The following is a 13,921-nucleotide window of genomic DNA, read 5'->3' as shown; positions in this document are numbered from 1 at the left end:
ATGGGGAATGGGAGATGAGGGAGATGAGGGAGATGAGGGAGATGAGGGAGATGTGGGAGATGAGGGAGATGAGGGAGAAAAATTAATAACCAATGCCCAATTCCCAATTCCCAATTCTCAATTCCCAATTCCCAATGCCCAATGCCCAATTCCCAATGCCCAATTCCCCATTAATTAGTAAAAATTATGTCAGAATCAACTCCCATTACCCCAGACCCTAACCCATCTGAAGCACTAGACTTAGTGGCAAATAATGCCAATGAGCAAGCGAACGCATCTACCGATCGCAGTGCGAAAACTAGGCAGATGTTGGGGATGAAAGGTGCAGCATCTGGGGAAACTTCGATTTGGAAAATTCGTTTACAGCTAATGAAGCCCATCACCTGGATTCCCCTAATTTGGGGTGTAGTCTGTGGTGCGGCTTCTTCTGGTAACTATACTTGGACGCTGGAAAATGTGTTGAAGGTAGCAGCCTGTATGTTACTGGCTGGGCCATTGATGACAGGTTATACCCAAATTCTCAATGATTACTACGATCGCGAAATCGATGCTATCAATGAACCTTATCGCCCCATTCCCTCTGGAGCAATTCCCCTACCCCAGGTAATTATTCAGATTTGGGTATTACTGATTGCTGGCATTGCTTTGGCATTTGTGCTTGATGTGTGGTCTGGTCATGAATTCCCAACAATTACAGCGATCGCGATTATCGGTTCTTTCATCGCTTATATTTATTCTGCACCTCCCCTGAAACTCAAGCAAAACGGCTGGCTAGGTAGCTACGCCTTGGGTGCAAGCTACATTACCCTACCTTGGTCAACAGGACACGCTTTATTTGGTGAACTAAATTCCACAATTGTGATTTTGACAATGTTCTACAGCTTGGCTGGATTGGGTATTGCCATTGTCAATGATTTTAAGAGTGTAGAAGGCGATCGCCAGTTAGGATTAAATTCACTACCCGTAATGTTTGGCATCACCACCGCAGCATGGATTTGTGTAGTGACAATTGACGTATTTCAAGGATTGATTGCAGCTTATCTCGTCAGTATCCATGAAAATTTGTATGCAGCAATACTAGTATTGTTAATCATCCCGCAAATCACCTTGCAGGATATGTATTTCCTACGTGACCCTGTGAAGAATGATGTTAAGTACCAAGCCAGCGCTCAACCTTTCCTCGTTCTAGGAATGCTGGTAACAGGTTTAGCGCTGGGTCATGCTGGCGTTTAACTTATACTATAGTAAGAAGTTAAGAATTAGGAGTTAGGATTTAATATACTTCCTACTCCTAATTTGTATTAAGGCATACCGTGTTTAAACTGATATCTTTCCTCATTCATGGGATTCAACCTTTGTTAATCCCGATTTGTTTTATCGGTGCTTGGACTGTAACTATTCTCGTTGTTTTAAGTCTCTGGGCGGCGGTGCGAGATAGTGTAACTACAGCCAAGCAAATGCATCAAATCCCCTGTACTGGTTGTCAATTTTTTACTGATAATTACCGTCTTAAATGTACTGTACGCCCATCTATTGCCAATACAGAAGAAGCGATCAATTGTTCTGACTATCAACCGAAGACGAATCCTTATCTGTATTAGGGACTGGGGACTGGGGACTGGGAACTGGTGGAGATGAGGGAGACAAGAGAGACAAGAGGAATAACCCATGCCCAATGATAAATGACAAATGACAAATGACTATTAACTAATCTCCAATAATATCTTTAAAACACCCCGACTCTGAGCGTGTTCAAAAGCCGCAAGCCCTTCAATCAGAGGGTATGTGGCATGAATCAGGGGTTGTACGTCAACTTTTCCTGTGGCTAGTAACTGGAGGGCTGGAGCAAAGGGGCCACAACGGGAGCCGATGAGGGTGATTTCATCCACTACTAAAGAAGAAGCATCTAGGCTGAGGTTGCCAGCATAAGTACTTTTCAGTACAAGAGTACCACGGGGACGTAGGGCGCGGCGGGCGATCGCAAATCCTTCTGGGTTGCCAGTGCATTCTACTGAGATATCGAAATATCCATCTGTAACTGCGTCGGCTAGACTCGTTTTTATCCCCCGCGCTTCTAAGTTAGCCAGTTTGTCTCGATGACGCCCCACAGCTAAGAGTTCGCAGCCAGTTAGAGCTAGTGTCTGAGCTACTAACTGCCCTAGTTTGCCATCTCCAACCACTAGCACCCGATCGTTTGGATGCAATGGCACTTGCTGCTGAATTTCCAAAGCTGCTGCTAAAGGTTCAGTAAATGTTGCTACTTCTGTCGGCACATTATTAGGTACGGGATGCAGGTTCTCCACCGGCAAACAGAGATATTCACTAAAGGCTCCGTTGCGGTTGACAATACCCAGAACTGTACGATTTTCGCAGTGAGTTGGTTGTCCACTACGACAAAACCGACAATACCCACACACAGCGTTGATTTCTCCAACTACACGTTGGTTAACTAAGTGTTCTGGCCCTTGTTCGACAATGCCGACAAATTCATGGCCCAAAATACCAGTGTAGGGATAGTAGCCTCTGAGTAGTTCCAGGTCAGTGTTACAGATACCTGCACGCAAGACGCGTACCAAGGCTTCTCCCTGTGGCGGTTCAGGAACGGGAATATCTGTGCGTAATTGCAACTGGTTATTTTCGAGCCAAAGTCCTTTCATTTCTCTTCACGTCCTTTACCTAATTATGTTGTCAATACCACTTTGAAAAATGTTTACAAATATAGGGGCATATATCCGTAACCCCATACCCACACCTATGTCTCTGTAGAAGGTATTTCTTTAATTTTGGTTACATCAACTTTGCTTAACCAAGTAACTAAGTCTTCTGAGCCAAGTGCAATCTCACTTCCCAAGGTTTTGATATAGAGAAGTCCGTCACTGATAATTAAATCTCTAATTGGATACCATGAATCTCGTGTTCTAATCAGAAGTTCCAACGGAATCCCTGGTCTTGAATTATACTTACAATATTTCCACCAGGCTCGCCATAGAATGACACATTTAGTACAGTGCATCTGATAGCCTTTGGGAACTTCGCAGTATTGATACTGATAGAAACCCCGACTATCTACTTCTCCTTTGAGGATATAACTATATTCTGCTAATGCCTGATTTATCAATTCCCACTGGGTTGATTTTGGAGAAATCAAGAATTCAGATAGGGTATTAGATAGTTGAGCAGTGGCAATTACGCCTTCAGATTTTGCTATCAGTTGGTTGATTTTATACACTGTTTGCGCTGTCAAAACAGGATTTGACAACAAAACGTCTTTTTTATGAATAGAGTTTTGTACAAACTCTCGAATTAGATCTAGATTAGACAACATAAAATTTTTTATACTAAATTAACCAGTGTGATGAAAGCCACAACACTACTTAAATTAATAACTACACTGGTCTTGCGCTTAAATCAGGAATCTTACCAGCTTTATTTATACTCAATTCTTTGTTTGACTAGGGTTTTGTTAAGTTTAATGTCGGGTATGCAATACTCCGATAGGGTGATTGACAAAATCACTGTTTTAAAGTAAAGCCTGCAAATTAAATTTTTATGCCTTCGAGAAAAGGTTGAAATACCGAAACTAATTCGGGACGACTAACTACAAGGGTCGGAAAAGAGCGATCGCTATAATCTTCTCCGGGTGACAACGGAAACGGCTCTGACTTAAGCGATACCCAGACCCCACCAGCAGCTTGGACAATTACCCAAGCCCCCGCTAAGTCCCAAACTTTTGGTGTCGCCTCAATACCACCTAGAGTAGCCCCAGTGGCAACTGTCAAAAAGTTATAGCTGGCCACACCCAACATCCGAATTTTGCAGGGAAAGCCGTTTTGGATAACTGCGGTGCTACGAGAACAGAGGTTAAAAAAGTGATTATTGCTAGGACTATCAATACTGGTGTGGATGGGGTGGTGGTTGAGAAATGCTCCTGTTGGCGTTGCTAAACCAGATGAACCTGCCCAGAAACCATGAAAAGCTTGATTCAAGGTTGGTGCGTAAACATAACCAAAAATGGGTGTACCTCGATACAGTAAACCCAGAGATATTGTCCAGATGGGAATGCCGCGTGTAAAGTTGGTTGTACCGTCTAGAGGGTCAATTACCCAGCACCACTCGGTACCGGGAAATGACTGATCGCTCTCTTCACTCAAAATGCCGTAACCAGAGAAATTAGAAACGATCGCATCCCGAATTTCCTGATCTGCCCATTTATCTGCTTGCGTCACCAAACTACCATCAGCTTTTTGAGAAGCCTGTACTTGCCCAAAATCTTGCATTAGTTGCTTGCCCACTCTGGTAGTGGTAGTTTGGGCAAAATCAAGAATTGTTGTCCAAAAATCATTCATTGGTTATTTGTCATTTGTCATTTGCCCCATGCCCCATGCCCAATGCCCAATGCCCAATGCCCAATGCCCTATATAGTTTAATCTAAATCGCTTTCCAAAACTGAAGCGATCGCAAGCTTTGTATTTGTTTGAAATTCTGTGACGTTCACACGATTCAGAAACCAAATCGATAGCACCATTCCCACGGCTTCTAGAACGAATACCAGTCCATAAGCTAACTCTAGGCTTGGTAAAAACTTGCGTCCAATATCCAAAACTGTACCTCCGATTACTACCGCCACACCTCTAGAAAGGGACTGCGCTAACCCCCATGCCCCAATAAATGTACCTGCGGCTTCTGCCGCAGTAAGATCCAACATCAAGCTAATTGCTGCTGTAGTTAGGAAACCTGCGGCTAAACCAAAAAAGAACAAACCTAGTTTGAGAACTGCTGCATTAGCTGTGAATCCTGATATACCCAGCAATATTGTACACAATGCTACCAACATACAGCCTAGACGTGCAGTTCTGCGCTTACCCAAACGCGGGACAATGTAAAAGCCCGTAACGCCATAGGCAATCAGTAAACCCGTTCCATAAAAAATATTTAATTTGGTGCTTTCCGCTAGGGGCATTTTAAACACTTGACCCGCATAAGGTTCCAAAATCGGGTCTTGCATAAATAAACTGATAGTCATCACCAGTAAAAAGGTAAAAAATATACCTGTTTGTGGGCTAGCTGTCAAGATTTTCCAAGCATTGCCTAGAGTAATGCTGTCTTCCCGATTTACCACTGTGGAACGGCTTAAGTATTGAGAGTACTTTTTTTCTACACCGAATGTTGCTGCGATCGCTAAACCAAATACAATTGCTGGGACGATAAAAAACAATCTGTTGATTGCTGGCTGCAAGGTTGCTATGGAAGCGCCTAGTGTTAATGGCTTTAGTAATATGGTACTAATAATCGCCCCAACAATAATTCCCACCATTAGCATCGACCAAACCACACCGACTACTTTGGAACGGTTATCTTCTTCAGATATATCCACCAACAAAGCAGCAAAGGCAGTACTACTAGCACAAATTCCTAGACCGTATATAGCAAAAACTAAAGCCAAAAGTGCTGTCCAGCCGATTGTTTGGGTTGTCCATACCCAAGTACCTGAACTATTTCCAGCAATATTAAGCTGCCATATTACTTGTATCGCTAAAAAGGCTGCGATCGCAAATATTGCCGCACCCACCCAAACATAAGCTGTACGGTGGTATCCCCATAACGGCTTGGCATCGGAAATCTGTCCGAACCAGACACGAGAAGGAGCAACAAATAAAGGCAGTGCTAGAACTACTGATACCAGCGTCGCCGGAATTGCTATTTCTTGAATCATGACTCTGTTGAGTACGCCTAGAGTCAAAATTGACATCATGCTCAACCCCATCTGAAATAAACCCAGCCGGAACATGGTCAGCAGGTTTACCCTTGGCACAGATAGGGATTTTGTTTCGGTATCAAATACTTCACCGCTTGCCATAGATACTTTTTCGGATGATTTATAGGATTTAATCTCTCTCTCTTTAAATAAAGATAAACCCTACCCGCTCCAAAATCAGCGAACGAAAAGTTGAAGTTGCGATCACACCCTACTTAGGGACTTCCAAATTAAAAACATCCAAAAATCTCAAACAACAATCCTCCCTCTTCTTCATTTCTCCGTGCCCTCTGCGCCTCTGTGGTTAGTTTTATTAAATAATTTATTTCTTGGAAATCCATTAATCTCCCGACTTAGCACAGTTAACACCTTGATTAGCGTATGCTTCAGCCAAGCTAGGATTAATCTTTAAAATCTGCGATCACATAACGAGAGAATTTTAGGATGAAGTAGTGAAACGAGACTCAATTTACTATCAAATTTTTAAGCGCTTTCCTAGGTTACTCTTTGAACTGGTTGATAATCCTCCTCTACAAGGGCAAAACTATCGATTTGAGTCAGTTGAAGTTAAAGAAACCGCTTTTCGCCTCGATGGTGTGTTTTTACCTCCAGAGGATGCAATATCCAAAGCGAGCTTTTTTGCTGAAGTTCAATTCCAAAAAGATGAAGCCCTTTACCATCGGTTCTTTACCGAGTCGCTGATGTACCTGAACCGGAATCGTTCTCAGTACGATGACTGGTTCTGTGTGGTAATTTTTTCATCACGCTCTTTGGAACCAAGGGATCAAAAAACTCATCGAATATTTCTCAACAGCGACCAAGTGCAGCGAATCTATTTAGATGAGTTAGGCGCGACTAGTCAGCAGCCAATAGGCATCAACTTGATGCAGTTGACTCTAGCATCGGATGAATTGATGGTAGAGCAAGCTCGTCTATTGATTGAGCGGGTAAAATTAGAGGAAACGGACACACTGCCGAAAAAAGAAATACTAGACATCATCACCACAATCGCCGTTTATAAGTTTTCGACCCTGAGTAGAGAGGAAGTTGAAGCTATGCTAGGACTGACTTTGGAGCAAACAAGAGTTTATCAGGAAGCGAAAGCCGAGGGTCGAGAAGAAGGTCGAGAAGAACGGGAAGCTGAAATGTTGAAACTTACCGTACCTCTGTTACTAAAAACAGGAATGAGTGTGGAGCAAATTGCCCAACACCTCAATGTTGATATAGAAGCTGTCCAGATTGCAGCACAGTCAAGCACATAGAAAGAGGAAGTTGAAGCTATGCTGGGATTGACTTTAGAGCAAACAAGAGTTTATCAGGAAGCGAAAGCCGAGGGTCGAGAAGAACGGAAAACTGAAATGTTGAAACTTACCGTGTCTCTGTTACTAAAAACAGGGATGAGTATGGAACAGATTGCTCAACATCTCAATGTTGATATAGAAACTGTCCAGTTTGCCGCACAGCAAAACACATAGAATGTCCATTCTATGTGTTTTGTCATATTTTTGCAAAATGAGGAGAGCTTGATAAGAATCCTCAATTGTCCTTTTATGGTTTCCAGAGCGATCGCCTCAAAGCAGCAAATGGTAAAAAAGCTTGAAAAATGACTAAAGTAACAAATTTTAGCACGGTATTTCTTATCAATGCTTGGCACACTCCAGCCATATCAAAAGTTTTTAGACCCTCTTATTCGCATCTTTCTTGCGAAGTAAAGGTGTGGCTAACAGATGGGAAAATCTTTGAATCTAATCTAAACTTACAACTACCAATCTATTAAGTTAGGTATTCCCGAAATTCGCCAACGGTATCAGAAACTCCCAAATATGGATAATACCCTTGAGAGGCAGCTAAAAGACTTGTCAACACAGCTTTTATCAAATAATTTACAAGCTGGCAAAGCAATTGTTTTAGGTTGTACCTGTGGGGTGATTGAGTGCTGGTTTATACAGGTTCACATCACACTTAATAAATCAACTATTGAGTGGGCTGATTTTGGTCAATTTCATCGTGACTGGCAATATAATCTAGGCCCATTCAAATTTGATCGTAAGCAATATGTATCTGAATTGTACAGACAGAGCTAATAAGGCGATGAAGCGGACAATGACAATACACTATAAAAGTCAAAAAGCTTGAACAAAGACTTATCACAACAAAGATTTTAAAGTAAACCCAATAGTAATGCTGACTAGAGTTATGGTATTTATTGTGCTGTAACTTTATCGGACGCAATCAAGACACATAAAAATATCAATGTAAAAATGTGGTTTTAACTACGCTATTTCATTGAATTAGTAAGATAAAATTGCCGTGTGTATGTCATCCAACTACTTACCTTCATCTAGTAACAAAAAAGGCATAAGCAATGACTAAAGAACCAGTCAAAGTAATATTATGGGAAGAAAATCAAAAAGATTTTCTAAAAAAGTTCTATGATCTCCAATTTACTCCCAGAGTAGGAGAGGAAGTTTACCTAAAAAAGGAAAGATGGAAAGTAACCAGGGTTGAGCATGATGTAGAAATTAGTGAGATTAATGTCTACATGGAATTAATCAAAAAAGCCAAGCAGGATAAATCATCTAATTCTTAAATACAAGTAAATACACTCAACTATTATTAAAGGGAGGTTATTAGCCTCCCTTAATTATGAGAATAGAGATATTGTCAGGTGTAATTTGTAAATCTTTATGCAAGCCGTGATGTCTACGACGGGCTATTCGGTGTCGCACAACAAGAGTTGCGTCCAAGTGGTGGCGATCGCACTGTAACGATACACTATAAAAGTAAAGAAATGTAAATAAATTAAATTTTGCAACCGTGGAAAACATCACATTGGGGCAAAATGGCCCAGTTGTTACGCCTTTGTGCATAGGCACTTGGGCTTGGGGTGATAAACTATTTTGGAATTATGGCGATCGCTACGGCCCAGAACAGTTACAAGAAGCCTTTACCGCAGCCTTAGAAGCTGGTATTACTTTCTTTGATACTGCCGAAGTCTACGGAATGGGAAAGAGCGAGAAATTTTTAGGGCAATTTCTGCAACAGACACAACAACCTGTGCAAATCGCCACAAAATTTGGCCCCCTACCGTGGCGATTTACAGCTCAATCCGTCTGTGATGCTTTAACAGCCAGCCTCAAACGGTTACAACTTGAGCGAATCGCCCTGTATCAAGTGCATTGGCCTTTTGCCTTCTTTTTAAGTCAAGAAACTTTGATGAATACCCTAGCGGATGAAGTGAAGCGGGGCAGAATTTCTACAGTGGGTGTGAGTAATTACTCAGCAGAGCAAATGCGAGACGCGCATCAAATATTGGCGGAGCGTGGAGTGCCTTTGGCTGTGAACCAAGTACGTTATTCTTTACTCAGTCGTCAAGTTGAAAGCAAAGGTATTATCGCAACTGCGCGTGAGTTAGGTGTGACTATCTTGGCTTATAGTCCTTTAGCACAAGGATTACTTACAGGGAAGTACAGTATTGATAGTGCTGAAACCCCCACTGGTGCGAGGAAAATAGACCCACGATTTAAAAAAGAAGGCCTGCAAAAAATTGCGCCAGTCATATCTTTGCTACGCAACTTCGGGGAAAAATACGATCGCACTCCTGCTCAAGTTGCTCTTAACTGGTTAATTGCTCAAGGGAATGTTATTCCTATTGCTGGGGTGAAGACAGCCGAACAAGTACGGCAGAATGCTGGTGCTTTAGACTGGAGATTGAGCGACGATGAAATTGGAGAGTTAGAACTAGTTAGTCGTCCTTGGCTATAGTAGTTTTGAACTACTCAAATACAGGAGGCCAAATTTCTGACACTACTAGCTCCCAACCTGGAAGTAAATCTGGTAGTGTCAGTTTGTCGTTGTCTTGCAAAACTATTGGTTCTTGGTTGAGTCGATAAACGGTGAGCGTCAATTTGTCAGGATCAATTAGGATACCAACTGTACATCCAAGTTGTAGGAATAGCTGAATCTTTTCTACCAATGGTTTGATGCGGTCTGACTTAGATTTTATCTCTACCATCAAGTCAGGCACTAGTTCCACAAAGTCGCGTTTGCTTATTTTAAGTCTATCAGCACGAACAAAAGATACATCAGGAGCGCGGAGATTTCGTTTTTCGTTATCAGCTTCTTTCCCGTTTTCAGTTTCTAATGTAGGCAAAATAAAACCAGCGCTAGAACCCGTTACCCGTCCTAGTCTCTGTGGGCGTACCCAGTTGCCCATCTGCCGTGCAAACTCTATACCTATTTCTTCTGACTCATAATCTGATGGGCCCATAACAAGTATATTTCCGTCTACTAGCTCCATCTGCCATTCTGGATGCTCTGCTTGTAGTTGCTCTAAGTCTGGAATAGTGAACATAAGACCACGAAGAATGCATCTTTAATTTATCTTCCTACAAAATGTAGAAAAAGTTACCAAAAAAGCCAAAAAGTCAAGAGCTAAAGCCAAAATCTTGACTCTTAACTCTCAACTCTCAATTTTATATTTGGATTTTGGATTGCAGAAAAAATCTAAAAATCTAAAATCCAAAATTGATTAACTTCTAACTGTTGACTAAGAAGCTGATTCTCTAGCTGTAGGTGAACCTATCTTTTTACTAGGAGATACAGAAGAATCCTGCCCACTTGTCCGCAGTTTTGGCTTGGGAGAAGAATGTCTTTCTTCACCATTGCTGCTATCTGATTTCCATGCAGAACGGGGGCGATCGCTGGAAGATTCACGACGTTTGCCGAGTCTTGGTTTGGGAGCAGAAGATTCTTCTTGGGGAATTTCCACGTCTGAACTCAACCAAGCGGGACGAGTTTGATCGTAAGCGATTTGTAGTGCAGCTGCGGCGATCGCTTGAGCATCGTATTCTTCAATCAGTTCGCTGACAATTGGCAAGAATGAAGCCAAACGCTCACCTGTCAAAGCTTCTCGCACCAGTTCTTGCAATTTCAGAATGTGTTTTGCTTCAATCTGGGCGCGTGTGGGAATTGTCAGCACTTGCCAACTTTGACGGTTATGACGTTCAAATGTTTGCTGCTTGCGCCGCTCAAATGGTTGAACTAAAGAAATTGCTGTTCCTTCTTTACCAGCACGACCAGTACGACCAATACGGTGGACGTAGGTTTCTACGCTATCGGGTAAGTCGTAGTTGATCACATGGGAGAGTTGATCGACATCTAACCCTCGTGCTGCAATATCAGTTGCTACCACCCAGCGAACTTGACGGTTACGGAATCTGACTAATAAGCGTTCCCGCGCTTGTTGCGACAAGTCACCATGGTATTCATCGACACTGTGACCAGCCCCTTGCAACTGACTGGTGAGTTCTGCGGCTGTGCGTCTGGTGCGGACGAAGATTAAAGCTGTTTCTGGATCTTCCATTTCCAGAATTGGCTGTAAGGCTTTGGCTTTTGTCCAGTGGCGAGGGATCAGGTAAGCTACCTGATTAATCTTGTTAGGAGCAGCTTTTGGTTGCTCAACGGTGACAGTTGCAGGCGATCGCAAGAACTTATTCACCAACATCCGAATCGATGGTGGCATTGTTGCCGAGAATAAAGCTGTTTGGCGTTCTACGGGCGCTTGCGAGAGGATTTTGATCACATCGTCGATAAAGCCCATGCTCAACATTTCATCAGCTTCATCCAATACAAACCACTTGACTTGATCGAGCTTTAAACAGCCGCGATCAAGCAAATCGATCACCCGTCCGGGAGTACCCACGACCATGTGAACGCCACGTTTGAGTTGTAACATTTGACGGTCAATTGATTGACCACCGTAGATTGCTAACACCCGCAATCCTTCATTACCGATGAATTGGGCGATCGCATCGTGAACTTGCATCGCTAATTCACGAGTTGGTGTTAAAACTATGGCTTGCACGGCTTTCTGATTAATATCTAGCCGTTCTAAAATTGGCAGTGAAAATGCTGCCGTTTTGCCTGTTCCAGTTTGAGATTGACCTACCACATCACGACCAGCTAGCAATTGGGGAATTGCTTGCACTTGAATGTTGGTTGGTTCGGTAAAACCAATTTTTTCTAGTTGTTCGACACGTTCTTGGGAAATGCCTAATTCTTGAAATGAAAGAGTCATTAATTCGTCCTAAATTTTATGTAAGGATTTTTGGATTAGTCATTTAGTCATTAGTTATTAGTCATTAGTCATTAGTCATTAGTCATTAGTTATTGGCTAGTTAGTCAGCCAAGGGCGATAGCAAAGCCTCAAATCTTGGAGAAGCTATGCCCACGAGTGAGTCCCCGAATTTCAGGTAAACCCTCATGAAAACTGCCATTAATGCAGCGTTGATCTTGGGATAAGGGTGAATCTGTAAGGGTCATTTAACAAAAGACAAAGGACAAAAGACAAAGGACAATTTAGTTATTGACTACTTGACCATAGAGGTCGTATGTATCAGCGTGGTGAATCGCTATTGGCACGATGGTTCCTAACTTTGCCTGGCCTTTGACATACACCAGACCATCAACCTCTGGGGAAAATCTACCTGAACGACCGATTAATTCACCACTTTCAGGATTTTCTTGCTCAATCAGGACATCGACTATTTTGCCTACTTCCTGCTGATTTTTCTTTTGAGAAATCGGTTGCTGGAGTTCCATCAGTTGGTATCGGCGATCGTCCATCACCAACTGGGGCAACTGATTTGGCAACTTATAAGCTGGAGTTCCTTCCTCAGAGGAAAAGGTGAAGACACCAACATGGTCAAATTCATGCCGCTCGACGAACTCTAGTAGATGCTCAAAATGCTCGCTTGTTTCTCCTGGGAAACCAACAATAAATGTTGTCCGCAATACGGCTGTTGGTAGCGCCGTTTTGATGCGATCTATAATCCCATCATTTACGCGCCCTTGCCAAGGGCGGTTCATGGCGCGGAGAATATCTGGATGAGAATGCTGCAAGGGCAAATCCAGATAAGGCAGGACGTTGGGTGTTTCTTGGATGGCCGCGATCACATCTGGGGTCAGTCCCGTGGGATAAGCGTAGTGCATTCTGATCCACGGTATATCTACTTTCCCCAAGGCGCGAAGTAATTCGGCTAATTTTGGCTGACCGTAAATATCTAGACCGTAATTAGTGGTGATTTGGGAAATTAAAATAATTTCCTTCACCCCTTGACTAACTAACTGCTCGGCTTCGGCGACTATAGATTCAATAGTACGCGATCGCTGGTTCCCTCGAAGATGAGGAATTATACAAAATGCACAACGATAATCACATCCTTCCGCAACCCGCAGGTAAGCAACGCCCTCCGTTGTAGTGCGATAGCGCGGTGTAGTTTCGTCGGCAATGTAGGTTGGCTTTATACTAACCTGTTTGACCCGCTCGCCTTGTTCTACACGCTCAATTACATTTACAATTTTGTGATAATCGCCTGTACCCACAACGGCTACTGCTTCAGGCAACTCCTCCAAAAGTTGTTCTTGGAAGTGTTGCGCCATACAGCCAGTGATTACGATCTTTTTATTTGCCTCTGCCAGTTCTACTAAAGTTCTGACAGATTCTTGCCGGGCCGCTTCAATAAAACTACAAGTATTAACAATAACGTAATCTGCTAATTCTTCATTTGTATCTACACCGTAGCCTGCTTCTACGAGCATTCCCAGCATGTGTTCTGTATCAATTCGATTTTTCTCGCAGCCCAGGTGAGAAATGGCAATCGTTGGCTTGTCACCCATATTTTGAAAATATCTTCATTTTTTTCTTGTAGTCAACATTTTGGTGCTAATTTCGCTTTTTTCCGATCACTATCCTTCTAATAACAGTACGATGGCAGATTTTCACTGTCAGCAACTGTCCGTAGAATTATGACCCTATCAATAATAAAAATAGAGGTCATGTTATGATATTTTTATCAATCTGTTCCCCAGGGTAAATTGAAGTGTCTTTGGGTACATTTGACACTTGTAATGTTTTTTAACAATTCGCCTATTGGTATTTTACATTACCACAGCGTATGCGTTGTTAACCTACCCATCGGGAAGCCGCCCAAAGGGCTTGTTGTGAGAAGTCGCTACCCTCAGGGAAATCGACGAAAGCGACTACGCCTATAAAGCAGTAATGCTACCCTGGCGATTGGCAAGTCCTACGACAATGCGCGGACAAGACGCCTAAACCACGGAAAGCTGCCTTGCGTCTAGTGAGTGGCAAACTCCTCTTGTAGC

General features: G+C 42.7%; 15 protein-coding genes. 8 read left to right on the top strand and 7 right to left on the bottom strand.

Going from position 1 to position 13,921, the window contains the following annotated elements:
- Positions 1–7 precede the first annotated feature (7 nt).
- From HWQ40_RS10585 to HWQ40_RS10575, 3 genes are all read left to right on the top strand, one after another.
- A complete protein-coding gene (locus HWQ40_RS10585; protein WP_292777441.1) occupies positions 8–178 on the top strand; it encodes a hypothetical protein in 171 nt (56 codons plus the stop codon).
- 8 nt (positions 179–186) lie between these two features.
- Positions 187–1,233: a chlorophyll synthase ChlG gene (gene chlG, locus HWQ40_RS10580; protein WP_292777439.1), complete on the top strand. Its 1,047-nt coding sequence runs from the start codon at positions 187–189 to the stop codon at positions 1,231–1,233.
- Positions 1,234–1,313: 80 nt separating this feature from the next.
- Positions 1,314–1,601, top strand: coding sequence for a hypothetical protein (locus tag HWQ40_RS10575; RefSeq protein ID WP_292777437.1), 288 nt, complete (start codon positions 1,314–1,316; stop codon positions 1,599–1,601).
- A 102-nt stretch (positions 1,602–1,703) separates the two neighbouring features.
- On the opposite strand, the gene HWQ40_RS10570 is transcribed toward HWQ40_RS10575, so the two are convergent.
- The 4 genes from HWQ40_RS10570 to HWQ40_RS10555 all read right to left on the bottom strand — a co-directional run bounded on the left by HWQ40_RS10570 (position 1,704) and on the right by HWQ40_RS10555 (position 5,857).
- The gene (locus HWQ40_RS10570; protein WP_292777434.1) at positions 1,704–2,657 is read right to left on the bottom strand and encodes an alcohol dehydrogenase catalytic domain-containing protein; all 954 of its coding nucleotides are present in this window, start codon (positions 2,655–2,657) and stop codon (positions 1,704–1,706) included.
- 95 nt (positions 2,658–2,752) lie between these two features.
- Entirely contained in the window at positions 2,753–3,325 is a 573-nt protein-coding gene (locus HWQ40_RS10565; protein ID WP_292777431.1) for a hypothetical protein, read from the bottom strand.
- Positions 3,326–3,539: 214 nt separating this feature from the next.
- Positions 3,540–4,346, bottom strand: a complete 807-nt coding sequence (locus HWQ40_RS10560) for an inositol monophosphatase family protein (RefSeq protein ID WP_292777429.1) — start codon at positions 4,344–4,346, stop codon at positions 3,540–3,542.
- Between the two features lie 77 nt (positions 4,347–4,423).
- On the bottom strand, positions 4,424–5,857 hold the full coding sequence (locus tag HWQ40_RS10555; RefSeq protein ID WP_292777427.1) for a BCD family MFS transporter: 1,434 nt from the start codon (positions 5,855–5,857) through the stop codon (positions 4,424–4,426).
- 350 nt (positions 5,858–6,207) lie between these two features.
- Here HWQ40_RS10555 and HWQ40_RS10550 point away from each other — a divergent pair, with 350 nt between their 5' ends.
- The 5 genes from HWQ40_RS10550 (at position 6,208) to HWQ40_RS10530 (ending at position 9,520) form a co-directional block, all read left to right on the top strand.
- The gene (locus HWQ40_RS10550) at positions 6,208–7,017 is read left to right on the top strand and encodes an Rpn family recombination-promoting nuclease/putative transposase (protein ID WP_292777424.1); all 810 of its coding nucleotides are present in this window, start codon (positions 6,208–6,210) and stop codon (positions 7,015–7,017) included.
- Positions 7,018–7,035: 18 nt separating this feature from the next.
- Positions 7,036–7,230, top strand: coding sequence for a hypothetical protein (locus HWQ40_RS10545; protein WP_292777421.1), 195 nt, complete (start codon positions 7,036–7,038; stop codon positions 7,228–7,230).
- Positions 7,231–7,578: 348 nt separating this feature from the next.
- Entirely contained in the window at positions 7,579–7,839 is a 261-nt protein-coding gene (locus HWQ40_RS10540; RefSeq protein WP_292777418.1) for a hypothetical protein, read from the top strand.
- 281 nt (positions 7,840–8,120) lie between these two features.
- Positions 8,121–8,345: a hypothetical protein gene (locus HWQ40_RS10535; protein WP_292715583.1), complete on the top strand. Its 225-nt coding sequence runs from the start codon at positions 8,121–8,123 to the stop codon at positions 8,343–8,345.
- 227 nt (positions 8,346–8,572) lie between these two features.
- The gene (locus tag HWQ40_RS10530) at positions 8,573–9,520 is read left to right on the top strand and encodes an aldo/keto reductase (RefSeq protein WP_292777415.1); all 948 of its coding nucleotides are present in this window, start codon (positions 8,573–8,575) and stop codon (positions 9,518–9,520) included.
- A 10-nt stretch (positions 9,521–9,530) separates the two neighbouring features.
- Here the strand turns inward: HWQ40_RS10530 and HWQ40_RS10525 are convergent, their stop codons facing one another.
- The 3 genes from HWQ40_RS10525 to rimO all read right to left on the bottom strand — a co-directional run bounded on the left by HWQ40_RS10525 (position 9,531) and on the right by rimO (position 13,435).
- Positions 9,531–10,109, bottom strand: coding sequence for a Uma2 family endonuclease (locus HWQ40_RS10525; RefSeq protein ID WP_292777412.1), 579 nt, complete (start codon positions 10,107–10,109; stop codon positions 9,531–9,533).
- Between the two features lie 195 nt (positions 10,110–10,304).
- The gene (locus HWQ40_RS10520; RefSeq protein ID WP_292777409.1) at positions 10,305–11,834 is read right to left on the bottom strand and encodes a DEAD/DEAH box helicase; all 1,530 of its coding nucleotides are present in this window, start codon (positions 11,832–11,834) and stop codon (positions 10,305–10,307) included.
- Positions 11,835–12,115: 281 nt separating this feature from the next.
- Entirely contained in the window at positions 12,116–13,435 is a 1,320-nt protein-coding gene (rimO, locus tag HWQ40_RS10515) for a 30S ribosomal protein S12 methylthiotransferase RimO (protein ID WP_292777406.1), read from the bottom strand.
- Positions 13,436–13,921: the final 486 nt, after the last annotated feature.

The organism is Nostoc sp. NMS9, from assembly GCF_017114995.1.
GTDB lineage: Bacteria > Cyanobacteriota > Cyanobacteriia > Cyanobacteriales > Nostocaceae > Nostoc.
The sequence above is the reverse complement of the archived record's forward strand: the minus strand, read 5'-3'. Positions and strand labels throughout refer to the sequence as shown.

Bases quoted from the DNA above. Each gene is read 5' to 3' on its own strand.
- HWQ40_RS10545 (WP_292777421.1), top strand. From the start codon at position 7,036: ATGCTGGGATTGACTTTAGAGCAAACAAGAGTTTATCAGGAAGCGAAA.
- HWQ40_RS10535 (WP_292715583.1), top strand. From the start codon at position 8,121: ATGACTAAAGAACCAGTCAAAGTAATATTATGGGAAGAAAATCAAAAA.
- HWQ40_RS10520 (WP_292777409.1), bottom strand. From the start codon at position 11,834: ATGACTCTTTCATTTCAAGAATTAGGCATTTCCCAAGAACGTGTCGAA.
- HWQ40_RS10565 (WP_292777431.1), bottom strand. From the start codon at position 3,325: ATGTTGTCTAATCTAGATCTAATTCGAGAGTTTGTACAAAACTCTATT.
- rimO (WP_292777406.1), bottom strand. From the start codon at position 13,435: ATGGGTGACAAGCCAACGATTGCCATTTCTCACCTGGGCTGCGAGAAA.
- HWQ40_RS10585 (WP_292777441.1), top strand. From the start codon at position 8: ATGGGAGATGAGGGAGATGAGGGAGATGAGGGAGATGAGGGAGATGTG.
- HWQ40_RS10540 (WP_292777418.1), top strand. From the start codon at position 7,579: ATGGATAATACCCTTGAGAGGCAGCTAAAAGACTTGTCAACACAGCTT.
- HWQ40_RS10525 (WP_292777412.1), bottom strand. From the start codon at position 10,109: ATGTTCACTATTCCAGACTTAGAGCAACTACAAGCAGAGCATCCAGAA.
- HWQ40_RS10560 (WP_292777429.1), bottom strand. From the start codon at position 4,346: ATGAATGATTTTTGGACAACAATTCTTGATTTTGCCCAAACTACCACT.
- chlG (WP_292777439.1), top strand. From the start codon at position 187: ATGTCAGAATCAACTCCCATTACCCCAGACCCTAACCCATCTGAAGCA.
- HWQ40_RS10555 (WP_292777427.1), bottom strand. From the start codon at position 5,857: ATGGCAAGCGGTGAAGTATTTGATACCGAAACAAAATCCCTATCTGTG.
- HWQ40_RS10570 (WP_292777434.1), bottom strand. From the start codon at position 2,657: ATGAAAGGACTTTGGCTCGAAAATAACCAGTTGCAATTACGCACAGAT.